Annotated in this window: 23 protein-coding genes; 7 read left to right on the plus strand and 16 right to left on the minus strand. The window is 49.2% G+C overall.

The genetic code is table 11. From position 1 onward, the window contains the following. Nucleotides 1–210: 210 nt before the first annotated feature. Entirely contained in the window at nt 211–2,598 is a 2,388-nt protein-coding gene (locus C812_RS20150) for a glycoside hydrolase family 16 protein (protein WP_016314495.1), read from the plus strand. Nucleotides 2,599–2,691: 93 nt separating this feature from the next. Here the strand turns inward: C812_RS20150 and C812_RS20155 are convergent, their stop codons facing one another. After that, on the minus strand, nt 2,692–3,444 hold the full coding sequence (locus C812_RS20155; protein ID WP_016314496.1) for an SDR family oxidoreductase: 753 nt from the start codon (nt 3,442–3,444) through the stop codon (nt 2,692–2,694). Nucleotides 3,445–3,465: 21 nt separating this feature from the next. Next, nucleotides 3,466–4,278: an SDR family NAD(P)-dependent oxidoreductase gene (locus C812_RS20160; protein ID WP_307719224.1), complete on the minus strand. Its 813-nt coding sequence runs from the start codon at nt 4,276–4,278 to the stop codon at nt 3,466–3,468. Nucleotides 4,279–4,414: 136 nt separating this feature from the next. Here C812_RS20160 and C812_RS20165 point away from each other — a divergent pair, with 136 nt between their 5' ends. Both C812_RS20165 and C812_RS20170 read left to right on the plus strand, forming a co-directional pair. Beyond that, on the plus strand, nt 4,415–4,981 hold the full coding sequence (locus C812_RS20165) for a TetR family transcriptional regulator (protein ID WP_016314498.1): 567 nt from the start codon (nt 4,415–4,417) through the stop codon (nt 4,979–4,981). Between the two features lie 144 nt (nt 4,982–5,125). Then, entirely contained in the window at nt 5,126–5,512 is a 387-nt protein-coding gene (locus tag C812_RS20170; RefSeq protein WP_016314499.1) for an ester cyclase, read from the plus strand. Nucleotides 5,513–5,569: 57 nt separating this feature from the next. On the opposite strand, the gene C812_RS20175 is transcribed toward C812_RS20170, so the two are convergent. Both C812_RS20175 and C812_RS20180 read right to left on the minus strand, forming a co-directional pair. Next, a complete protein-coding gene (locus C812_RS20175) occupies nt 5,570–6,046 on the minus strand; it encodes a hypothetical protein (protein ID WP_016314500.1) in 477 nt (158 codons plus the stop codon). 21 nt (nt 6,047–6,067) lie between these two features. Then, complete coding sequence (locus tag C812_RS20180; RefSeq protein WP_016314501.1) at nt 6,068–6,553, minus strand: GyrI-like domain-containing protein; 486 nt, start codon at nt 6,551–6,553, stop codon at nt 6,068–6,070. Between the two features lie 99 nt (nt 6,554–6,652). Here C812_RS20180 and C812_RS20185 point away from each other — a divergent pair, with 99 nt between their 5' ends. The 3 genes from C812_RS20185 to C812_RS20195 all read left to right on the plus strand — a co-directional run bounded on the left by C812_RS20185 (nt 6,653) and on the right by C812_RS20195 (nt 11,036). Then, nucleotides 6,653–7,624, plus strand: a complete 972-nt coding sequence (locus tag C812_RS20185; RefSeq protein WP_016314502.1) for a helix-turn-helix transcriptional regulator — start codon at nt 6,653–6,655, stop codon at nt 7,622–7,624. A gap of 154 nt (nt 7,625–7,778) precedes the next feature. Continuing rightward, nucleotides 7,779–9,302: an MFS transporter gene (locus C812_RS20190; RefSeq protein WP_016314503.1), complete on the plus strand. Its 1,524-nt coding sequence runs from the start codon at nt 7,779–7,781 to the stop codon at nt 9,300–9,302. Between the two features lie 240 nt (nt 9,303–9,542). Then, on the plus strand, nt 9,543–11,036 hold the full coding sequence (locus tag C812_RS20195) for a peptide MFS transporter (protein ID WP_016314504.1): 1,494 nt from the start codon (nt 9,543–9,545) through the stop codon (nt 11,034–11,036). Between the two features lie 73 nt (nt 11,037–11,109). On the opposite strand, the gene C812_RS20200 is transcribed toward C812_RS20195, so the two are convergent. From C812_RS20200 to C812_RS23120, 11 genes are all read right to left on the minus strand, one after another. Further along, complete coding sequence (locus C812_RS20200) at nt 11,110–11,505, minus strand: VOC family protein (protein WP_016314505.1); 396 nt, start codon at nt 11,503–11,505, stop codon at nt 11,110–11,112. Nucleotides 11,506–11,663: 158 nt separating this feature from the next. After that, complete coding sequence (locus C812_RS20205) at nt 11,664–12,569, minus strand: hypothetical protein (protein ID WP_016314506.1); 906 nt, start codon at nt 12,567–12,569, stop codon at nt 11,664–11,666. Continuing rightward, complete coding sequence (locus C812_RS20210) at nt 12,566–13,117, minus strand: GNAT family N-acetyltransferase (protein ID WP_016314507.1); 552 nt, start codon at nt 13,115–13,117, stop codon at nt 12,566–12,568. The genes C812_RS20205 and C812_RS20210 overlap by 4 nt, the downstream gene beginning before the upstream one ends. Nucleotides 13,118–13,254: 137 nt before the next feature. Continuing rightward, nucleotides 13,255–14,025, minus strand: a complete 771-nt coding sequence (locus C812_RS20215) for an MgtC/SapB family protein (protein ID WP_016314508.1) — start codon at nt 14,023–14,025, stop codon at nt 13,255–13,257. A 35-nt stretch (nt 14,026–14,060) separates the two neighbouring features. Continuing rightward, nucleotides 14,061–14,840 carry an endonuclease/exonuclease/phosphatase family protein gene (locus C812_RS20220; RefSeq protein WP_016314509.1) on the minus strand — a complete coding sequence of 260 codons (780 nt, stop codon included), beginning with the start codon at nt 14,838–14,840 and terminating at the stop codon, nt 14,061–14,063. 46 nt (nt 14,841–14,886) lie between these two features. Then, entirely contained in the window at nt 14,887–16,602 is a 1,716-nt protein-coding gene (locus tag C812_RS20225; RefSeq protein ID WP_016314510.1) for an ABC transporter permease, read from the minus strand. Continuing rightward, nucleotides 16,599–17,627 carry an ABC transporter ATP-binding protein gene (locus tag C812_RS20230; protein ID WP_016314511.1) on the minus strand — a complete coding sequence of 343 codons (1,029 nt, stop codon included), beginning with the start codon at nt 17,625–17,627 and terminating at the stop codon, nt 16,599–16,601. Before C812_RS20230 ends, C812_RS20225 begins: the two co-directional genes overlap by 4 nt. Nucleotides 17,628–17,711: 84 nt before the next feature. Continuing rightward, a complete protein-coding gene (locus tag C812_RS20235; RefSeq protein ID WP_016314512.1) occupies nt 17,712–18,803 on the minus strand; it encodes an extracellular solute-binding protein in 1,092 nt (363 codons plus the stop codon). Nucleotide 18,804: 1 nt separating this feature from the next. Continuing rightward, nucleotides 18,805–19,983: a GntR family transcriptional regulator gene (locus tag C812_RS20240; protein WP_016314513.1), complete on the minus strand. Its 1,179-nt coding sequence runs from the start codon at nt 19,981–19,983 to the stop codon at nt 18,805–18,807. A gap of 277 nt (nt 19,984–20,260) precedes the next feature. Then, nucleotides 20,261–21,571, minus strand: a complete 1,311-nt coding sequence (locus C812_RS20245) for an MFS transporter (RefSeq protein WP_084770890.1) — start codon at nt 21,569–21,571, stop codon at nt 20,261–20,263. A gap of 243 nt (nt 21,572–21,814) precedes the next feature. After that, a complete protein-coding gene (locus tag C812_RS23120; protein WP_084770891.1) occupies nt 21,815–22,117 on the minus strand; it encodes a CPBP family intramembrane glutamic endopeptidase in 303 nt (100 codons plus the stop codon). Between C812_RS23120 and C812_RS23125 the strand changes: the two genes are divergently transcribed. Further along, complete coding sequence (locus C812_RS23125; protein WP_084628839.1) at nt 22,116–22,271, plus strand: response regulator transcription factor; 156 nt, start codon at nt 22,116–22,118, stop codon at nt 22,269–22,271. The two genes, C812_RS23120 and C812_RS23125, sit on opposite strands and share 2 nt — an antisense overlap. 136 nt (nt 22,272–22,407) lie before the next feature. Here C812_RS23125 and C812_RS20250 read toward each other — a convergent pair whose 3' ends face one another. After that, the gene (locus C812_RS20250) at nt 22,408–23,160 is read right to left on the minus strand and encodes an SDR family oxidoreductase (protein ID WP_016314515.1); all 753 of its coding nucleotides are present in this window, start codon (nt 23,158–23,160) and stop codon (nt 22,408–22,410) included. Between the last annotated feature and the right edge of the window lie 11 nt (nt 23,161–23,171).

Here is a 23,171-nt window from a genome sequence, read left to right on the forward strand (position 1 = left end):
TATTTCTCCTACTGAATCCCTTTCAGAGGAAGGTTCTTTTATTTAAAATTTTTAGCACTTGCTTGCCTCCCTAAAAAAAGAGCACCCTACCCGAAATCTGGTGCCTACTCATCAGATGACCGGATTGTTAGAATGAAAGCGTTCTCCTATGTAAGGATTTTCCTAGTGTGCACTGGTTAGGAGAATGAGGACAATAAAGGGAGGGTATTTATGAAACGGACTCACTATGTAGAAAGGCGGTTCGCTCGAAGCGTACTCAGCATGTTTCTGGCGGTCATCATGGCAGTTGGCATCGGTTTTGTGCCGACACCGGCTCAGGCAGCCGAGACCACCATTACATCGATGAGCTACTTCTCACCCGCAGACGGGCCGGTCATCACCAAGTCGGGAGTTGGACAAGCGAGCTACGGCTTTGTGATGCCTATTTTTAATGGCGGTTCGGCAACCTGGAACGATGTCGTGCAAGATTTAGGCGTTAAGGTGAAAGTGAACGGCAACTGGGTCGACATCGACAGTCTCAGCAGCTTTGTCTACAACCAGAACTGGGGCCACTGGTATGACAGCGGCTTTACCGGATATTGGTTCGTCCTTTCCGCAACCACAGAGATTCAGCTCTACTCCAAGGCAAACGGGGTTACCCTTAACTACACTCTCGTCTTCCAAAATATCAACACCACCACAATCACATCAATGACACCTACGCAAGGTCCGGTTATTACCGCTGGTTTTACAGGCGGGGCAGGCTTCACCTATCCCGTGTTCAACAACGATCCATCGATTCCTTATGCTGCGGTAGCCGACGACTTGAAGGTGTATGTGAAGCCAGTGAACAGCAGCACCTGGATCGATATCGACAACAATCCGGCCAGCGGCTGGATCTATGATCAGAACTTCGGCCAATTCACCGATGGCGGCGGCGGTTACTGGTTCAACGTCACGGAGTCCATCAACGTGAAATTGGAATCGAAAACTTCATCAGCGAGCCTCGTGTATACGATTATTTTTAATGAACCGGTAAGAAATTCGTACACTCTAACGCCTTATGAGGGAACGACGTTCACCGCAAATGAAAGCGGCGCCATTGGTCTGCCCCTGCCGAAAATTGACGGAGGCGCTCCCATTGCCTCGGAACTGGAGAACTTCGTGTATCAGATCAACATCAACGGTCAGTGGGTAGATCTGGCGGATTCCAGTCAAAGCGGGTTCGTCTATTCTGCGAATGGTTACAATAACCTGTCCAGCGCGAACCAATGGGGCTATTGGGCTGACTACATCTATGGCCTGTGGTTCCAGCCGATCCAACAGGATATGCAAATCCGTATCGGCTATCCTTTAAATGGGCAAAAGGGCGGTAACGTGGGCAACAACTACGTCACTTACACCTTTATCGGTAATCCTAACGCCCCGCGGCCGGATGATTCCGATCAAGAGGATATCCCGCTGAGTACGCCAAGCAATCCGAACATCGACGGGTTGACCCTCATCTGGCAGGACGAATTTGACGGGACTCAGCTGGATCTAAGCAAATGGAATTATGAACAGGGATACTACCTGAATGATGATCCGGGCACTTGGGGCTGGGGCAACGCGGAGCTGCAGCATTATACGGACAGTCCGCAAAATGTCTTCGTTCAGGACGGCAAGTTAAATATCCGGGCGCTGAATGATCCCAAATCGTTCCCGCAGGATCCTAGTCGTTATGCACAATACTCGTCCGGTAAAGTGAACACTAAAGATCACTTCTCGTTAAAATATGGCCGAGTCGATTTCCGCGCGAAGCTGCCTACGGGGAACGGCATTTGGCCGGCGCTGTGGATGCTGCCGCAGGATCAAGCCTACGGCACTTGGGCCGCTTCCGGTGAGATCGATGTTATGGAAGCTCGCGGTCGTCTGCCCGGCAAGTCTTCCGGCGCGATTCACTTCGGCGGACAATGGCCGGCCAATACCCATCTCTCGGGTGAATACAACTTCCCATCCGGGCAAACGATCGCCAATGACTTCCATGTCTACTCCGTCGTTTGGGAAGAGGACAACATTAAATGGTATGTAGACGGCAAGTTCTTCTTTAAGGCCACCCGGGATCAATGGTATTCCACGGCTGCGCCAAACAACCCGAATGCACCTTTTGATCAGCCGTTCTACCTCATCATGAACCTGGCGATCGGCGGTAACTTCGACGGCGGCATCGCCCCAGGACCTGGTGATATCCCGGCCACGATGCAAGTCGATTATGTGCGTGTCTATAAGGACAACGGCAATGGCAGCGGCGGTCAAAATCCCGGGAACCCGGGAGATCCGGGCACGCCCTCCACGATTGTGATCGGCGATCAAGTGAAGGGACTGAAGAAAACCGGCGATAACCTGTTGTTCTACGTTAACGGCGCGACTTTTGCGGATCTGCACTATAAGATCAATAACGGTGTGCAGCTCAATGTCGCCATGACCCCGGTGGGGAACGGCAACTATACCTATGCGGTGAACAACCTAAGCCAAGGCGATGTGGTGGAGTACTTCTTCACCTATAACCCCGGGCAAGGGGCGCTCGATACCCCCTGGCAAACCTACATTCACGGGGTTACTCAAGGGACGCCGGAATAATATATGAAAGATAGAAAGGCCGTTCCATATTGGACGGCCTTTCTGTCACCTTATTTAATATATGTTATGTCATCCCTCGGAGCAAACCGCTCATTATTGAAGGGCACCGCCGCTAACTAACAGACGTTGACCACTCACATAGGAGGATAAGTCACTGGCAAAAAATTCAGCTACATTGGCCACATCGTCCAACGTGCCTAATCGCCGCATAGGATGGGCTTGGATAAGAGCATCTCTAAGTTGTGCTCGTTCTCCCGGGTTTGTCCATAATCCCGCACCCTCGATAACCGTTGGTACGATCGTATTCACAGTGACCCCTCGGTATCCGATTTCCTTCGCCAGCGCCTCGACAAGATACATCGGTGCTACCTTGCTGCTGCCATATAAGGAGTACCCAGCCATAGCACTAGTGGTTGTGCTTGATGAAACATAGATGATGCGTCCGTTATCTGCTACGTGTTTGGCCGCTTCTTGAATGGTAAAGAATGCACCCTTGGTGTTGACTTGAAATAATCTGTCAAATTGTTCTTCCGTAATATCAACTGTCGGGATGTTTACAAGCTCGATACCGGCGTTCGCAACGACAATATCAATTTTCCCTAATTCCTGGAGTGCGATTTGGAACATTTTCCGGACCTCGGCTACTTGGCTGATATCAGCTTGAATAGCAATCGCCTTCACTCCGTATGCTTGCAAGCTGGAAACGGTAGCTTCTGCGGCAGCCTTATCACTCGTATAATTTACGGCAATATCGGCCCCTAAAGACGCATATCTTTCTGCGATGGCTTTACCGATTCCTCGTCCAGATCCGGTTATCAATGCGACTTTGTTTCTTAGGTTGGTCAAGAAATGCGCCCCCTTCTGAGATTAAAGAGACATGCCTCCTGAAACCTCAATACGTTGAGCATTAACCCAACGGTTCTCGTCGGACAGCAACGAAGCGATAGCCCCTGCAACGTCCTCTGGTTCCCCGACACGACCGAGCGCCGTCATTCCCCCGATCAGCTTCTTGAGATCATCATTCGTGCGGAGTCCGCTAAAATCTGTAGCGATCGCACCCGGCGCAACAACGTTGGCGGTGATTCCACGTGGTCCCAACTCTTTGGCCAAATACTTAGTGAGAACCTCAATAGCACCTTTCACGGATGCGTAAGCACCACTCTCCGGAACCGCAAAGCGTGTAAGTCCAGTGGAGATGTTTACAATTCGACCGCCATCATTGATAAGCGGCAACAGTTTCTGTGTCAGGAAGAAGACTCCCTTGAAGTGTACTTCGTACAAACGATCCAACTCTTCCTCTGTCGTCTTCTCGAATGAGTTATGGTGAGAGATCCCCGCGTTGTTTACGAGGTAGTCAAATTTGGTAGCGCCCATTTCTTTTAGCGCATCTTGTACATTTTGTACAAAAGCGTCAAAAGTACGGACATTGCTTGCATCAAGTTGTAGGGCGATTGCCTTACGTCCGGTTTCTCGGATCTCGGAGACAACTTTCTCTGCTTCTTCTTGATTAGAACGATATGTGAAGATTGAATCGACACCATGGTTTGCAAGGGCTAAAACAGTACTTCTGCCAATACCCCGACTTCCCCCTGTGACGATAGCAATCTTTGGATTGGTTTGTGTCATTGTGCATTCTCTCCATTCTTCATTGGATTCACCAGATAGTTTATCCAGTATCACTAGTCATCATCCTGGTAGGCGACACTGCATTAACTAACTGGTTGGTTATATAATAATACTAATTAACTAGTTAGTCAACTGTGTTTTTATGATATAATAAATCCTAAATCCAGGCTTCAATAAGGAGGGGCACCCATTGAGAAACGCTGAGGCAACAAGAGAGAGGATCATGGAGGCTGCTTTGGATGAGTTCTCTGCCTATGGTATTGCTGGAGCACGTGTTGACCGCATTGCTAAAAACGCGGGTTGCAATAAGAATTTAATTTACGTTTACTTTGAGAATAAAGAAACGCTATTTACAACCGTCCTCGAAAGACACTTAACACGTGTTTATGAGGAAATTGTTTTCACACCTGAGGATCTTGCGGGTTATGCCAAAAGAGTATTCGATTGGGCGATGACAAATCCACAAATTGTAAGGTTAATGTCATGGTATAGTTTAGAGCGGAAAGAAGACACGCTATCCGAGCGCGCCTCCGTGCGTGACAAGAAAATCAAAGCGATCATGGATGCACAAAACGAAGGTCTGGTGGGAAAGACATTCACTCCCGGCTTTCTTTTGACTGCCATCATGGCTTTAGCAACTGCCTGGACGCCAACTCATCCTTTCGGGCCTTCGCACGACCCGAATGCTGTGAACTTTCCGACGGAAACGAAGGAGGCTATTGCTAAGGCCGTTCGTCTGATTGCTAAAGGTGAATAAGTTGATATTCTGCTTCACAACCACCAGCAATAAGGGCCCCCGATTGGGGGCTTTTTTATGACCGTTTTGCATCCGTACGAAGTTCGTTGAATACAATAACTCGGATTGAGGGTGTTGAATCTGGACAGAAAGGATGTCACTTCCGTGGAATTTCTGTTGAAAGCCATCTACCGAGAATATATCAGCAGTTTGAATAAACGGGACTTGTCACAACTGGGCCGATTTGTGCATGAGGATGTTCGCTATAATGAGCAGCCAATCGGCTTAGCCGGTTACCGCCAAATGCTGGAGGGCGATTACCGAGATATTCCGGATCTCTATTTTAATATCGATATTCTCGTTTGTGAGCCGCCCTATCTTTCGAGCCGCTTACGCTTTGATGTCACACCTAAGGGGCAATTTATGGGTTTGCCGATCAATGGACGAAGCGTGTTGTTTTATGAAAATGTCATTTACAAGTATGAAGGCGGAAAAATCAAGCAAGTGTGGTCCGTCATCGACAAAGCCGCGATTGAAGCCCAAATTTCTTGATTTCGCCCGGTGTTGCATCAAGAAGAAAAGGCCGCTCAACGTTGAACGGCCCTCCTGTCAGCTATATGAATACTCGCCCTTAATCACGAAGAACGAGCCCCGGATCGTACCGGCCAATTTCGACTTCTGCCGGGCAAATTTGAACTTCTTCTCCTCCAGCTCCTTCGGAACCTCCATGCCTTCAGACAGCTTAAAGCCCACGGCCCGTTTCTTTGGATCGTCCAGGGTGTACATGACGTTAACCCCTAAGCCGTCCTCGTAGAAGACGAACGCCCACCGGATGTTTTCCACCTGAAAAAACGACGTTTCTAACGGCTTTGCCGAGAACTCGATCCCCCGTTCTTCTTTTAAGATTCGGTTCACGTAATCCAGGGTTTCCTGGCTTTCGCTGGCTGGCTCAACCGTAAACACATGCTTATATTTGTTCATAAAATAACGCGCCTCATTGGCTCGCAGTCCGGCTAATGCCTCTGCTACAGGAGAGGACTCTAAACCGACAGTAGATACATTTTTGAAATCAACGACATAGGACATGCTTGCCCCTCCTCTTCTTCTCTATTTCCTTACGACAGGGATCCACATTTCTCCCGCGACGCGGCCATTCGCTTGTTCCATCAAGACGGCGGTGTTGGGCCCGCCAACATAAGCAACTTGATTCAGTTCCGGCAGAACTTGGCCAAAAGCGATCCCCGCCAGCTGATTACTTAGTTCATCCGGCGCGGTGCCTTCCCCTTTGACAATTACGTACTCTCCCTTCGGGAACTGAATGACCCGGGAGCCTTCGGCATTCGGCAGCGTTTCACGGCTAAGTACGCCAACGTAATACATCATCTTGTTATTAACCGCTTCGTTGACGGTAAAGACATAATCGTTCTCCGCAATCGCTTTGAGTTGGTTGAGTCGACCGTCCTCAGTGACGGCTTGCCAGAAACTCGATTTTTCCTGATTGATGCCGGCAAAATCCGTGTAATGACTTTTTAATTCTGTGCCCAGACCAAAGACCGTAAAGCTGTCCTTCTCTTCCAAAACATAATTCGCCATGTTTTAAAACCTACTCTCTTTTTAAATTTGTTTTCTGTTCTTGATGGGTTTATCATAACTTTAAATCATGTCAAAAAATGAACCTGTTTAGGAGTCACGATGAAAAAAGTTGAACGGATTAACACCATCATGCGTTATATCAACAATCGGTCCCACTTTACCATCACGGAAATTATGCAGGAATTTAACATCTCCCGCTCGACGGCGATCCGAGACATCCGCGAGATCGAAGCTTTAGGAATGCCGCTCGTTGCTGAGGTTGGACGGGACGGCGGTTATTCGGTGATGCACAACTCGATCCTGCCTGCCGTGCGGTTTACGGATAACGAGGTCAAAGCGCTGTTCATCGCCTTCATGGCCACCAGAAACGCCCAGCTTCCGTATCTCAAGAGTCGCCAATCCTTAGCCGAAAAATTGCTGGGGCTGATCTCGAAAAACCAACAGGACGATCTCCTGCTCCTGGATGAAATCCTGCTCTTTGAAGGGACCAACCCGCATAATCCCGATCTATTGGAGCTTTCGGACCTTCCCCATCCAATACTGGAGAAGCTGATTCAACACCTGCTCATCGACAGCTATTTATGGATTACCCTGGAAGAAGGCGATGGAATCAACTCGTATCCGGTTTTTCTGTTGCACCTTTATCGTGAGAGAAGTCTGTGGTGGATGGAAGTATTGGATTTACAGGAAGAGAAGAAACGAATGTTCTCCGTCGACCAGCTTACTCAAGTCGAGCTCTACTCTCCCAAGAAACGAATGAGCCGAAAGAAAATTCTGGAGCTCCTTGGCAAGCAAGAGGAAGCATACAACCTAATCCTGGAACTCGGCCCCCGTGCCATTGCCCAGTACAAAAAATATCATCCCTTAAAAGCATTCATTTCCTATACCAATCCGTATCAAACCACCGCCATGCTGAAGATGGTTGTCCAAGTCAACGAACCCGAGGAACTCGCCGAGACGATTCATTGGCTGCTGTTCCTGGGGGAAGATTTGAAGTTCCGAAAAGTGCCGAAGGAAGTCTTGGAAGGATTGCACAAGAGAGGCAAAGAGATGGAGAAGCTGAACTTCTAAAGCAATCGTAATTACCTTTTTTAGCGCATGGGACGGGTTCGTTATGACTAAATATCGAATATGGAAGCGGCCAATGCCTTCGGGTGTCGACAGCATCCTGACGATGCGATGGGCGAAAAACAACGCCCTCAAAAAGCGGCAAGGAGGTCACGGGATGAAGATATTGGATAACCGATTGAACCCATCACGGCATCCGGGGTTAGTCTTGGCATGCGTGTGCGCCTGCACCGTCCTGGTCGTAGGCCTGGTCGCCGCCACCAATCTGGCCGTACCGATTCTCGCCTCCAGCAGCCTGCATCCGAGTTCATCCGAGCTGCTCTGGATCGTTGATATTTATGTCATCTTATTCGCGTGCCTCGTGATCCCGGGCGGCGCAGCCGGTGATCGATTTGGGCGTAAGGGCATTCTTATCGCCGGGCTTGTCACCTTCGCAGTCGGCGCGGCGATTTCCGCTGCTTCGGCCAATGTGACCAGCCTGCTGCTGGGACGTGCGATTACTGGGGTTGGTGCCGCGCTGGTGCTCCCCAACTGCGTTGGGGTGCTGGTACACGCAACCGCACCGGACCGGCGCGTCCGCGCGCTCGCCATCTGGGGGATGACCACCGGCTTGGGGGGACTTGTGGGCAATATCGCCGGAGGAGCCTTGCTGGCTGTCGGTTCATGGAGGGCTCTGTTCTGGGGCATCGTGCCGTTCGCGCTTCTCCTCGCGCTATGGACATCCCTTGCCGTTCAACGAAGCGAGCGCAGCCCCCGCGGTCTAGATCCCGCCGGCACCGTTTTACTTGTCGCCGCGATGGTCGCTCTCCTAATCGGCATTATTGGGGGGCCGGAATACGGTTGGAACAGCTCGTTGGTCATCACCGCATTTACGGTCAGTGTGATCCTCGGCGCGATCTGGGTCGCGGTTGAGCTAAAGGTCCGTCACCCTGTGCTGGATCCCCGTCTGTTCCGGATCCTCCTGCTCAGCACTGCCAGCCTAGGGATGCTTGTGCTGTTCTTCGGCAGCTTCGGTCTGTTCTATCTCAATGCATCCCTTCTTCAGTATGGACGTGATTATTCTGTACTCCAAGCGGGGTTTGCTATCGTTCCCATCTCGATCCCCATGATGTTCGGAACACGATTCGTTCCCGATCTGGTGAAACGCATCGGCATCCCCGCAACGCTGTCGGCTGCTTTCCTTGCCGTCAGCATTGGCTTATTCGGCTTGGCGTCGGCCGTCTACCAGCCTTATCTCGCTTACGCGGCTTGGTTGGTCCTGATCGGGGTCGGCATTGCCCTTGCGCTGCCCTGCTTGACCGCAGAGATCACGTCGGCCTTGCCCGCCGAGCAGGCTGGCGTCGCCGGGGGGCTTCAATCGGCAACCCGGGAACTTGGAAGCGCCCTTGGCGTCGCGATCGTGGGTACGGTACTCACTGAATCCTTTACCCGGCATCTTCCAGTAAATCTTCAGCAAGATGCCGTCCCCCATACAGTCGCAGATGCGATTTTGGCGGCCCCTAATCAACAAGCCGCCATCATCAGCGCCTTCGTCTCGGGAGCTCAATCCGCGCTGCATGTCGCTAGTATCATTACGTTCCTCATCGGCATTCTTGTCGTGGCGGCAACCTTTCGAGCCAGCCGTCACTTGCCCGATCAGGGCCTGAATGCAGCAAGTTCAACGACCGCTCCCAACAGATAGCACATACTGTCCCACGGGAGACCCCAAAATCAAATCGCCGTCCAGATCCAAGCAGGATCGGGGACGGCGATTTTTTTCAACATTTGCTTCTTTAGGCTCCAATGATCTGGTCAAGATGAAACCTATCTTACAGTTAAGGTCTGCCATCTTATGATATACTATATTTTCCGTATCCAGTTGAAAATGGCTGATTCGGGGTATTCTTATATAGTGATTGCCGCTTAGGGAGGAAATGACAGCATGACAGATTTAAACAAACAGCAAGTTGTGGAGAGTGTTCCGCAACGAGGATTTTTTGGACATCCCAAGGGATTGTTCACTTTGTTCTTCACAGAGTTTTGGGAGCGATTTTCCTATTATGGCATGAAAGCCATTCTAACCTACTACATGTATTACGAATTAAGTCGAGGCGGACTTGGCATGGAGGAAAGCGTGGCCCTTGCCATTATGTCCATCTACGGCTCCCTGGTGTACATGTCCGGTATTATTGGCGGTTGGTTCGCGGATCGGATCTTCGGGGAGTCGAGAGCCATATTTTACGGCGGCATCCTCATTATGCTGGGACACATCGCCTTGGCGATCCCGGGAAGCGTCCCGTTGTTCTTTGTATCCATGGTGCTTATCGTCTTGGGGACAGGCCTACTGAAGCCTAACGTATCGAGTGTGGTCGGGGAGCTTTACAGTGAACATGACCCGCGCCGGGATGCAGGATTTAGCATCTTCTATATGGGGATCAACCTGGGGGCGTTTATCGCTCCGCTAATCGTAGGCACCGTCGGCCTGGATTACAATTTCCACCTGGGCTTCGGCATTGCCGCCGTGGGGATGTTCCTGGGGCTTGCTATTTTTGCCTTCACGCGTAAAAAAAATCTCGGCCTCGCCGGGACGATTGTACCTAGCCCGCTTTCACCGGCGGAACGCAAGAAAGTGTTCCTGCAAATCGGCCTCGGTGTATTGCTTCTTGCGGTGATTGTCGCTATTACCATCCCGCTGGGTTGGCTAACCTTCGAATCGTTTATCGTGATCGTTGGCATCCTGGGGCTCTTGATCCCTACTGCCTATTTTGTGGTCATGTACCGCAGTCCACGCACAAGCAAGGTGGAGCGCTCCAGATTAATCGCGTATATTCCGCTGTTTATTGCGGCGATCATGTTCTGGGCGATTCAAGAACAAGGCTCGACGATCCTGGCGAACTATGCTGATAAGCGGACGCAGTTGGATTATGCCGGATTTCATATTTCACCGGCTTGGTTCCAATCCTTAAACCCTTTATTTATTATTACACTGGCCCCGGTCTTTGCCTGGTTCTGGCTCAAGCTGGGCAAGCGGCAACCTTCGATTCCGAAGAAATTCGCGTTGGGCTTATTGTTCGCCGGCTTATCTTTCCTGGTGATTCTGTTGCCGGCTTACTTTGGCGGCGAGGACTCCTTGGTGAATCCGTTATGGCTCGTGCTGAGTTATTTCATCGTGGTGCTGGGAGAATTGTGCTTGTCTCCAGTAGGGCTGTCGGCGACGACCAAATTAGCGCCTTCTGCCTTCTCTTCCCAGACCATGAGCTTATGGTTCTTGGCCAGTGCGGCGGCCCAAGCGATTAATGCGCAAGTGGTGAAATTCTATTCGCCGGCCACCGAAATGGCGTACTTTGGGGTCATTGGAGGAATCGCGATTGTCCTCGGCATCCTTCTCCTCGCCCTCTCTTCGAAAATTCAAGGGTTTATGAAGGGAATCCATTAACTCAGAACTTCCCAAGGACATGATCATCCCCACACGGGAAGCAACATCTGCCATGTGGGGATGAAGGGGAAGTTTAAAGCAACTGGGCGATTTCCCACACGTAACCGTCCGGGTCGGCAAAACAAGCTGTCCGCCGCCCCCAGGGACGTGTGATCGGACCATTGAGCAATTTTACACCCTGCTGTTCGAGTTGAGTAGAAACCCGGTCAACGTCCGGCACTTGGATCGTCAACAGAAATCGCGCCCCCCCTCCTATCCGAGCCACCTGAACCGGCTCAATCAATTCAGAGGCATTCTGTTGGTTTAAGAGATTGATGCAGGTGTTGCCATAATCAAATACCACACAATCCGCGTCTTCATAATGAATCGCCAGCTGAAACGCCTCTTGATAAAACGCCTTCGACCGCTGTAAATCTGCAACAAACAAAGTGATTTCGGTAATTGGGTTCACCCATCCCGATGTCTCCATGTTCCTCAGCCCCTCACGACTAGTATTCCTGCTACTCCTCTATTTAGACGTAATTCAACTGCATAACTCATCGGTCATTGGAGACGAGAAGGAGATAGGAGTTCGTCTTTTACGAAAAGAAGTTCTCCGACATTGAGTTTCATTTACCACCATCAGATTTAGACCGAGAGGGGGATAGGGACTATGTGATTGAGCGGCTGGCTCGCCTCCTGCATGAGCTCAATCTTCTCTTTCTCCCGTAAGTCTTGGATTCGAATTTGTTCGGAGGCCTTCGCATACGCCTCCCATACCAACACGCTGTCTGCTTCTTCCCAAAGGGTCATATATTCGTTCTCCACCAGATTGTAGAGCCGGCTTTTCTTGATGAGATTGTAAGTGAAGAAGTCGTTGGCTGTAATCCGATGATCATCTTCATCCCGATTATGCATATAAGGGCCGGTCACAATATGTAAATCGACTTTGTATGTATCGCTAAATAAAGGCTTCTGCGTAAACCGCACCTCGCATACTTCCTCAACCGGACGACCCGCCTCCCGGCAAGCTTTGGCGATCGCGCTGAACACTTTGCAGTAATTGTCGATGACGCGGTCACTCTCACCATAGACTAATTTGAACCCGTCCATCCAAGGAGGGGAGATCAGCAGCTTCAGATTAGCGCCTTGTTTGATCGCCTGCGATAGGCTGGGGGCAATTTTACTCGTCAGAATTAATCGGTAGCCGGAGACCCAGACTTCCCTGTCGCATGATTTCAACAGATGCTCCAACAGCTGCTGCTTATTAAAATGAAGATCATTGATGCCGAACTCGTGAATCCCTTCGAGGAGCTTGTCGTTTTCAAGGTTTTTATATTTCACATAAATATCCGAGACGAGCTGGAAGATCGAGGCGAGCAGCGAAGTGGCACAAGCCAGCGCTAACTCCGGGACGAAACGGCTCTCTCGCAGCGGTGAAACATAGATGAGGATGGACCCCGCCACGCTGACAGCTAACATAATAACGACATACACATTGTTGTGAAGCTTGTACGCCTGGAGCTTCTGCCAGATGGATCGTCTGCTATTCACGATGTTGGTCCCTCCTGTAGATCCTTGCGATAATAGACCGTGTCCAGCCCCGGTCCCCGTCCGTCTTGAATACGTTGGACTTCCCGCATCCCTATTTTGTGCAAGACTCGAATGTGGCTGTGATTCGTTGACCAAGTTCTCGTCATGATCGGTCGCTTCTTCTGCTGAGCGATGGCTTCCAGCTCTCCATATAGGCGCGTCGTCATGCCCTGGCCGCGATAGGCTTCATCAACAATGACGGTCGTTACATAGATCGTCTCCACGCGCTCGTCCGCATGTTCAAACACATAATGAGGGCGAAATGACATAAATCCGATCACTTGCTCTCGATCCAGTACCAGCAAGAACGCCTGCTCCTTTAATTCATCAAAGTATCGCTTGGGTAAAGCCGTTGCCGCTGCACCAGCGGTCAGATCGGACTGATAAGTGTGCTCACGCGCGGATAAGGGCGGGACGAATGCATGATCGTAACGGCACAGCAAATCCCATACCCCTTCTAAGAGAGCGGGGTCCGTCAGCGTTTCATCATATCGGTATTGGATCGGCAAAGCGGGTTCACTCCTCTAGAGGTCCTAAGATGTATTTATCTATTATACTGCATCCTTTGTGAACTTTGGCGATTAATCATCGATTGAAAATAGTAAAATAGAGCTACCCCAAGAGGGATAGCTCTAAACTTTCAGGCTCACAGCGTTCTGGTGCCGGATATACTGGAATGCGCCGGATGTGACCTTAGCGCCTCAGCCGTTTCAAAGGAATGGATGCAATCCAGGGTAAGCAGCTTATCGAAGACCCGAAGCAGATCCTTCGAGCGCGGTTTATGCAGCTTGATTCGCAGCGTTCGCACGCTTTCACCTTCATCTTCCTGATCATCGTTCGGAGCCTCTAGAGACATATTCACAATGAGCAGTCCCTCCTGCTCGAACAACTCCGCAACCTTAGCGACGCCGCCCTCCTTATTCAGGATCCGAACGGTGACTTCATTTCGACTGCGTTTGTTGTGGAAGCTCTTCTCAAACTTATTGAGCAGCACCAGTATAATAATAACCAGTACCGTCACAAGCACCGCGCCAAAGAAGAACCCTGCCCCTACGCATAAGCCAATCGCTGCCACCACCCAAATGGAGGCCGCCGTCGTTAAGCCTGAAATACTGGAGCCGTTGCGAATAATCGCCCCCGCCCCCAGGAAGCCGATGCCGGACACCACTTGAGCCGCCAGCCGCGCCGGGTCCATCCGGACGTTATATTCGTTGGAGAAATCACCAAACCCATAGATGGACAGCAGCATAATCATCGTGGACCCTACGCAGACGAGAATATGTGTACGGAATCCGGCGGCATGGTTATGCCACTCCCGTTCTAATCCAATCAAGCCGCCCAACAGAAGCGAAATTACGATTCGCAGCGATAAGTCCACATAGGAAATGTTCCACAAACCCGCGTCAATCAGTTTCATTGCATAGACATCCCCTTATCTACTCGTCATGGTCACTACACGGGTGACACCTCGGCGATCACGGGATAATGATCCGAAGGATATCGGCCTCCATACAGCTCTCGATCCACCGTAACGTTCTGAATCTGCAAGTCAGGGGATACAAAGATATAATCAATCGGCTCTCCCGATTCTCCGCCTATAAAGTTATGAAACGTCGCTCCCACTTCCTTATTTTCCAGATGCAGAACAACGGAATAGGCATTTCGATATCCTTCCTGCTCCAGTCCTTGAATCACAGCGTTTGCCGGTTCAACGTTAAAGTCGCCCGTTAACACAACCGGAAGCCCCGTCTGCGCACGAAATTGCTTCATCCGTTCTCGAATTAACTCCATGCCTTTCTGTTGTGCTTCTTCGCTGATATGATCTAAATGCGTATTAAACGCAGCAAATTCTGCGCCCGCTTGCGACTTAAATGTCACCCAAGTGCACATGCGCGTGTTTGAAGTATTCCAGCTCTTCGTCCCAAGCTGTTCCGGAGTTTCCGACAAGCTGAAATGCCCCGCACTCCCTGCACTCCACTTGTTCTTTTTGTAAAAAATCGCAGTATATTCGCCTTGCTTCCCGCCTTCTCGCCCTTCTCCGATCCAAGCGTATTCCGGGAGTAATGGCTCCAAATCCGTAAGCATATCATGCAAACCTTCTTGAATGCCAATGAGGTCTGGATCGTGACGTTTGATCACTTCAGCAACCGCGCTGACACGAAATGGCCAGGCATTTTCCCCGTCGGATGGTTCATTGTATCTTAAGTTAAATGTCATAATTTTCGCCAACATTGAGTTCCTCCACTTCTGGAAACATCCACATAGATTCTAGTGATACTTAATTATCTTTATTACTTCTACCGTAAACAAAGTACATCGTAATTCCCGACATAATCATCAACACGACGGAATAAACCAGTGACATTGCACGGGCCGCAACCCCTGCTTCTGCGTCTGTACTGCTTTTGATCACAAGCCCCAGCGTCTGATACACAGGATGATATAAGAATACAGTTAAATCGTAATCATCCAGTATTTTAATAAAGTTAAGCGCCAGCACGGCAAGGGTGGACGGCAAAATGATTGGCAGCAGAACCTTTCTAAAGGTATAGAACGTCTTCGCTCCCAGGTTCTTGGAGGCATCCTCCAGATTACTGTCCAAGCTGAAGAAAGACGCTTTGACCATTCGCATGGTAAACGGGATATGAATAATGATATAACCAATCAATAGCATCCAAAGCGTCCCCGTAAGCACCGTATTCCCCGTCACTAAACGCGGAACATTATAAGTAACCACCAAGCCGATTGCAATCAGCGTGGATGGCAGAACCCATGGAATCAGCAAGGAATATTCCAGAGCTGCTGCCAGTTTACTATTCTTGTGTCTGTGCAAGATTCGAGATGCAAACAGAGCCAGGGCCACAACCGAAAAGGACGCTGCCGCAGCATACAGAATACTTACCAAGTAAGGCTTGAATGCACTCATGGTGGTAAATAATCGGCCGTAGTTCTCCAAGGTGAAGCTGTCCAAGCTGAGCGTCGCTGTCGCAATACTCTGCGAATCTGTAAAGGAGAAAATCACGATCAGCGTTACAGGAATCAAGTAAATAACAAACAAGACATATCCAATCATATGCGTGATCACATTCGCGACCTTGTTGTTAATCTTTTGCTTCACCAAGACAGATTTGACTTTGGAAACAGACATATAGTTACCTTGTTTCTCAAAGCGAATCATGATCGACAGCAAAATGATCGTAGCCAGACCAAGCACAAGGGCGAGCAGAGCAGCCAGATCCTTGGAAGTGGAGCTCTTCGAGAACGTCAAGATCATGGGCGTAATCGTTTGAAACTCCGTCCCCCCCAGAATCAACGGGGCCGACATCGCCCCAAGACCCGTCAAGAAGGTTAAGATCGTCAAAGCAAAGATCGTGGGTTTCAACACCGGAAGGACAACCCGCCATAAAATATAAAAGGTCGACGCTCCCATACTTCTTGCTGCTTCAATGGTTTGGAAGTCCACTTTACGAATCGCGTTTCCCAAAAACAAGATGTGATTGGAGGTACACGCAAATGTCATTACAAAGAGTACGGCCCAGTATCCGTGGAACCAATCGGTATTAAAGGAGGGGAAAATGCTGGCTAACACGCGCGTAATAAAGCCATTTTCACCATATGCAAACTTGTAACTAGATGCTACGACCACACCGTGATACAGCAAGGTTGTAAAGAAACCCAGCTTTAAAATGTTCGCACCCTTGATTTTAAAGTACTCTGTGAGAAGGACTAACGTAATTCCTACGATATTTACCGTAAACACTAGAGATACGGCTAACACAAAGCTGTTGGACAAGCTGGACATGGCACGTTTCGATGACAAGAGCTTGTTGACGGCATCCAGCGAGAAGCTCCCATTCTTGAAGAAAATCTCATAATATATGTTTAGGTTCGGGTAAATGAGAAAAGCGATAATGAACCAGGCCAGCAGGACGTACAGCAGCAGCTGCCCATAATTCAGGGAGGCAAATTTGTTCTTTAGGGTCTGTGCGTTCAATTCGCTCCCTCCGTCCGATCATATTGCATGATATCCGCTGGTCTAATATACACATCCGCTTCGGTCCCGACCTCAAGCCCTACAGCCCCATTTTCCTTCTCAATGGTCTTCAACAGACTGCCGCCGGGCATTTCTAATACATACTTGCTATATAGTCCGTAAAACTCCCGATCCACAACCTTGGCCTTCAGGCGGATCACCTCACCGTCAGGCAACGGAGTTAAGTTTACTTTTTCATTGCGAATATAGGCGATCTTACCGGCTTGAACCACATTTTTCAATGGACTGTTGGCGATCAATGCCGAATCGATCTGATTAATGTCACCGATGAAATTACATACAAACTCCGTTTTCGAAGCATTGTAGATTTCATATGGTGTACCCACTTGTTCAAGGTTACCGTTGTTAAATACCGCAATACGATCAGATAACGTTAAGGCTTCTTCTTGGTCGTGCGTGACATAGATGGTCGTGATCCCAAACTGCTTCTGCAATTCCTTCAATTCATTTCTGAGCTGAACGCGCAGCTTCGCATCCAGATTCGATAACGGCTCATCCAAGGCCAAAATCGACGGTTTTAATACGAGCGCTCTGGCAATAGCTACACGCTGTTGCTGCCCGCCCGACAAATCCGATACACGCTTATGCAATTGTTCTTCCTTTAAGTCGACCTTACGCGCAATGTCTCGGACCTCCTGGTCGATTTCGGCTTTTGATGCTTTCTTGACGCGCTTGCCGAATGCAATATTTTCGTATACCGTCATCGTCGGAAATAACGCATAACTTTGGAACACCATACCGATTCCGCGTTTTTCAATCGGAGCATGTGTAATATCTTTGTCGTTTAATAGAATTCTGCCTCCAGATGGGGTGATGAAACCTGCAAGACTTCGAAGAATGGTGGTTTTACCACAGCCTGAAGGGCCTAAAAAGGTGAAAAATTCCCCCTCGTTGATTTTCAGATTAAAGTTCTTAATGGCATGGAAATCTCCAAAATGAATTTGTATATCCTGAAATGTGATCATCACGTTCACCTTTTCTATTTAGGTTGTTATAAGAAAGAACTGCATAGCCTGAACTAGCGCTATGCAGTTCCCCATCCATGCTGTTTAGTTCATGATTTGCAATTCAATTTTCTCTGCCCAGGCATCGAGATGTTCTGCAATGAAGCTCCAATCCAACGGCTGCGCCTTCAACTCGGCAAACATAGCTTTAGCTGAATCCGGAGCTTGTTCGGCTGCTTCTGCGATAACAGGCATCGCATTAAATTCCTTCGCAAAGGCTCCTTGCATTTCAGCGCTGCCAAACCACTCCACAAACCGTTCTGCCGTATCCTGCTTCTTCGTGCCATTAACAATGGCGATATGTTCGACAACCATAGGGACACCAATTTCAGGAATTACATAACCTGTTTTGACGCCGTATTCTTGTTCTCGCTTGGCGCGTTCGCCGGATACGATCGTTCCGATGGGAACTTTTCCGCTGGCCATATTCGCATACAGCTCCTCGCCTTCAATGACCGGAAGCCCATTATCGTAGAGTTGCTTTAACGCGTCCCAACCCGCATCAGAAATGCCCAGGTCTCCATTGGCGTCTTGATGGGGCGACAAAATCCCTGCGACAACCAGACGCATGGTAGCTCTATCAAGTCGTGTTGGCGCCTCATACTTCCCTTTAAACGCTTCGTTGGTATATAAGTCTGTCCAATCTTTCGGAGCCGTCTCCGGGGTATACATGTCCGCATTATAGCCAATCAGAATCGCTTGTTTTACGAGGCCATGATAGTAGCCTTCCAGATCGTTTAAGCCCTCGTCAACTTGCGAAGCCCACTGCGGGACGTATTTCGTTAGAACTTCCTCTTTCTTCAGATTTTCATAGAAAATATTATTTAAGCCGAATACCACGTCAGCAATCGGGTTATTCTTCTCTGCAATCAAGCGATTGGTTAAATCCGCACCGCCTGCACCCACGATTTCAATATCAAATCCCGCTTTTTTCGCTTGCTCCGTCCACCACTCGCCGCGGCCGTCCGAATTCGAGTTGGTGTATACGATCAATTTTTCATTTTTGACCTGGCTCCCCGAATTTTCGCCGGATTCCGCCGAGTTTCCGCCGGCATTTCCACTATTATTACTTCCGCAGGCCGTGATGACTAAACAACTAAGCACCACCATTGCCAACGCTTTCATCATTTTCGACATCTTATACTCTCTCCTTATCAAGTGATAATAAATGACTTCGATCGAATACTGATTTCCTTTCAACAATGTTCGTTTGTATTTTGATCGTGAGATGTTGTTCCTTCGAATGATGGATACGCTTCATGAGCAGGTCTACGGCTGCCGCAGCAAGCCGATCTGTATCTTGACGAACCGTAGTTAATGGGATGGGCGTTAATGCTGAAAGATAAGTATTCGAAAAACCAACAATAGACAACTTCTCCGGGACGGATATGTTCATATGAAGTGCAGAAAACAATGTAGAAATCGCCACTTGGTCATCCGCACACATGATCGCCGTCATTTGCGGATTGCTTCTAATAAATTCCCCTTGTTCGGCATCATACTCATGAAAGCGGCCCGGTTCACAGCGTTCCGTTCTAAAATGAATATATTCGCTCTTTACCGGAATCCCATGATCAAGCAAAGCTTGAATGTACCCCTGATATCTTTCCTCTCGACTTGTGATGTTCTCAAAAATGTTAGACGAATACCCAATGTCCCGATGACCCTTCGCAATCAAATACTGCGCCATTTCATAGGAGCCTTGAAAATGGTCGTGATAGACGCAATCAAACGGAATCTCACGAAAAATCCGGTCGATGATCACACTTGGAATTTGTTCCGTTTTTAATCGAAGCACTTGATCACTGCAGGTTCGACTTCCCCACGGAAATAAGATGATTCCGCTGATTCCTGCAGCCACAAGCTCCCGTAAGCATCGGTCTTGGTCGTCTTGGTCGCTGCTAATTTTTAAAATGAGCTCAAACTGATGTTTGCGTAACTCGTGCTCAACAGCCGAAATGATTCTGGATGTATAGTCGGACATATGCGGAATGATCAGTGCAATTTGTTTACTTGCCTTCTTTTCGGGTAACCGTTGTACCGGTTCCTGTAATGGCTCACGACGTCTTTCATGTCGATCACCGGAAAGGAACGTTCCTCTTCTCGGCAAGCGGTAGACTATGCCCTGTTCTGCAAGTTGTTCCAAGGCCAATTTACTCGTCATTCGGCTGACGCCAAACAACTTGGCCAGTTCACCCTCAGAGGGTACAGGATCATGCGCTTGAAGCCCCCGGGTCTCGATGATTTCCAATACCTTCTCCGCGACTTGCAAATACAGCTGTTGTTTCTCTCTTTTGGAAGTGCTTTCAGAACTCATGTCCGGACATTCCTTTATTATTTTTTAGTTGGTAAACCGCGCGTGCTCTACCAATCCGTTAGCTTAAGCTGACATAACCATACAATATGTCACTGACACATTCAATGATATTGAGATAAGGAATTTCGCATGAAATTATTGCCATTACGCTTTATTGAAATATGCTAGGATTGAAGATTTAAAGTCATTGACATATTTCAAGTCAAAAAGAAGACCCTGCACGAGACACCATGATTTCAGTGTCCCTTGCAGGGTACCCGCTAACGTCAGATCCTCTTTATTTTTGCTGTATAGGTGTACTTCGCAGCTCAGGAGTTCCGTTCTCCGGCTCTTCCCTTTCATAACTGGTATCATAATAAGTTTTCATATTCCGCAATACCGGGAACAGATACATCCAGAGTACAGCCACAACCAGTGTCCCGATTCCCCCAATAACGGTGGCAACCACGGCACCAAACCAATTGGCCATCGTGCCGGATTCGAATTCACCGAGTTGGTTCGATGTGCCGATAAACAGCATGTTGACCGCATTGACACGCCCTTGCATTTCACGCGGCGTATTTAGCTGAACCAGCGTAGAACGAATGACGACACTGACCACATCTGAGGCGCCGATTAGGAACAGGGCGACCAGAGATAATACGAGATTTTTAGAGACGGCGAACAGCACGGTAGACAAGCCAAAGATCGCCAGCGAGATAAACAAATACTTGCTGATCGAATTTTGGATTGAATAACGGGTCAGAACCAGCGACATCAGCAATGCGCCAACTGCCGGAGCTGTCCGGAGCAGCCCGAGTCCCCATGACCCCGTATGCAGGACATCTTCAGCGAAGATAGGCAACAATGCCGTAGCCCCGCCGAGCAAGACAGCGAACAAATCCAGTGAAATCGTGCCTAGAATAACTTTGCGCTTGAAGACAAAGCGCAGACCGTTCAGCAGCGAATCCATACTGATGGTTTCCAACTTCCGTACGGCACGCTTGACTTGGATGGAAAGAATCAAAAAGGCCGAAATCAACAAAGCCGCAATGGATGTGGTGTTCACGACCGATGGACCGAAGGTCAGCAACAATCCGCCAAGGGCGGGGCCGATGATCGAGGCCGTTTGCCCTGCCGAGGCCGACCAAGCTGCAGCTTGAGGGAGCTCTTCCTTGTCTACGAGATCCGGCACCATCGCCGAGTTTGTCGGGTTCTCAAAAGACCTCGAAGCTCCAAGAATCGCAGCGGCAATCAGGATATGATGACCTTGAATCCAGCCGCCTAGCGTTAACACAAGCAACAGCGCCACCACAGCGCATTCTACAAGCTGGCAAATAAAGATGATTTTGCGGCGTTCAAATCGATCCGCCACTTGACCGGCGATTAAGGTAAGCAGCAGCATCGGAATAAATTCAGCCAGACCCACCAGCCCTAACTTAAAGGCATCATGGGTTAATATATACATTTGCCAGCTGATGGCAACGGTAAGCATCTGAAAGGACGTCGTTGTAAAGATCCGTGCAAACCATAACCGGCGATAAGAGCGGTTTGTTCGGAGAACGTTGGGTCTTGATGCGGTGATGATAAACCCCTCCTGTTGTATCATTTTGTCCCGTCTAGTGTAGCACACACATCTCTACTGCGTAAGCCATCTTGTGTAAGAATTGCAGGAGGGGATACAGCCGGTTCAACAGAACGGCATGGTCCCGATTAAGGGTTTCAAACGAATGAGAATTGCTGTCTCAACCCAAGGATCCGATCAGTTGACGCAGAATGCTCGGCCACCAAGAACGAGCGGGTATATTCGTGTACAGGGATCTTCAAGATTGACGCCTCCTGTCGCTGCTAATTAGAAGAAGAGCCCATTAGCAATATAAAAGTAAGCCAGCAGGTTAGCTGCAAAGTGGGCAAGCCAGGAGACCCAGACATTTCGGGTTTGATAGTATATGATCCCAAATACAAGACTATCTAAGAACACCGATATCAAATCGATCGACACGATTTGCACAGATCCCTGAGACACATGCATGAGCGCAAATATCATGGAGGTTAGAGGGATCGCAAAATAAGGTTTAACATACCAGCTGAGTCTTTCTTGCAGCAACCCTCTGAATAAAAAATACGGCTGAGTAAACTCGGTATACCTCGGGATTTTAAATTACTTATCAAAGGGCCTAACCTATAAAGAAATTGCAACCCAAATGCATTACTCAGAGGGAACTGTGAAAAATTATGTTTCCATCGTCTATTCCAAGATGAATGTCAAGAACCGCATGCAGGCGGTAAATAAATATCAAGAAGTGTAACGACAAACAAAACAGATTGCACAAAAATAAAGCCCCCGAGAAGATTCGGGGGCCGTATTAAATTATACCACCAAGATCAGCCCAAAACGTTACCTCCGACGCGCCCTGCTCCCCCTCTTCATTTTGAATCTGTCTATTACCACGGAAGCGGACCAAACTCGTTGGAGAACGTGCCCATTGGGCCATTCTCGTCCAGGAGCGCCAGACGCACCGGTTCACGTGCGGCCTGTTCAACGGTTCGCGTCCCCGCGTAGTTATTAAAATCCGTTCCGGTGAAGCCCGGGCACGCCGCATTCACCTTGATGCCGGACGACTCAAGTTCGATGGCAAAGGCAAGGGTTATCGCATTAAGAGCCGCTTTGGACGGGCTGTAAGATGCGGTGAACACCGAGCGATGCGGAAAATTCGGATCGGAGTTCATCGTTAATGACCCGGATTCGCTCGATACGTTAACAATGCGGCCTGCCGGCGCTTCACGGAGGAGCGGCAGCATCGCTTGGGTAACAGCGATCACGCCAAACACATTCGTCTCGAATACGGCGCGCACTTCATCGAGCTTGGCAACACTCGGAAGGCTATCCTTCACCACCTCCTCGAGCGATCTGCCCGGCTTACCGGCATGGGAGATACCCGCATTATTGACAAGTACATCGAGTCGACCAAATTCGTTCCGAATACGTTCTGCCGCAGCGTTGATAGTGTCCTGGTTCGTAACGTCAAGCTCGATGGCATGTGCGCTCTCCCCAATGCTCTTCGCTGCAGTTACCCCATTCTCAAGATTGCGTGACCCGACGAGTACAGTAAATCCGTGCGCTGCAAGGTCTTTGGCGATTTGAAGTCCAATGCCTTTATTTGCCCCCGTGACCAAGGCAACCGGTTTATTATGCATAACGACTCTCT

Origin of the sequence: Paenibacillus barengoltzii G22, assembly GCF_000403375.2 — a bacterium.
GTDB classification, from domain to species: Bacteria; Bacillota; Bacilli; order Paenibacillales; family Paenibacillaceae; genus Fontibacillus; species Fontibacillus barengoltzii.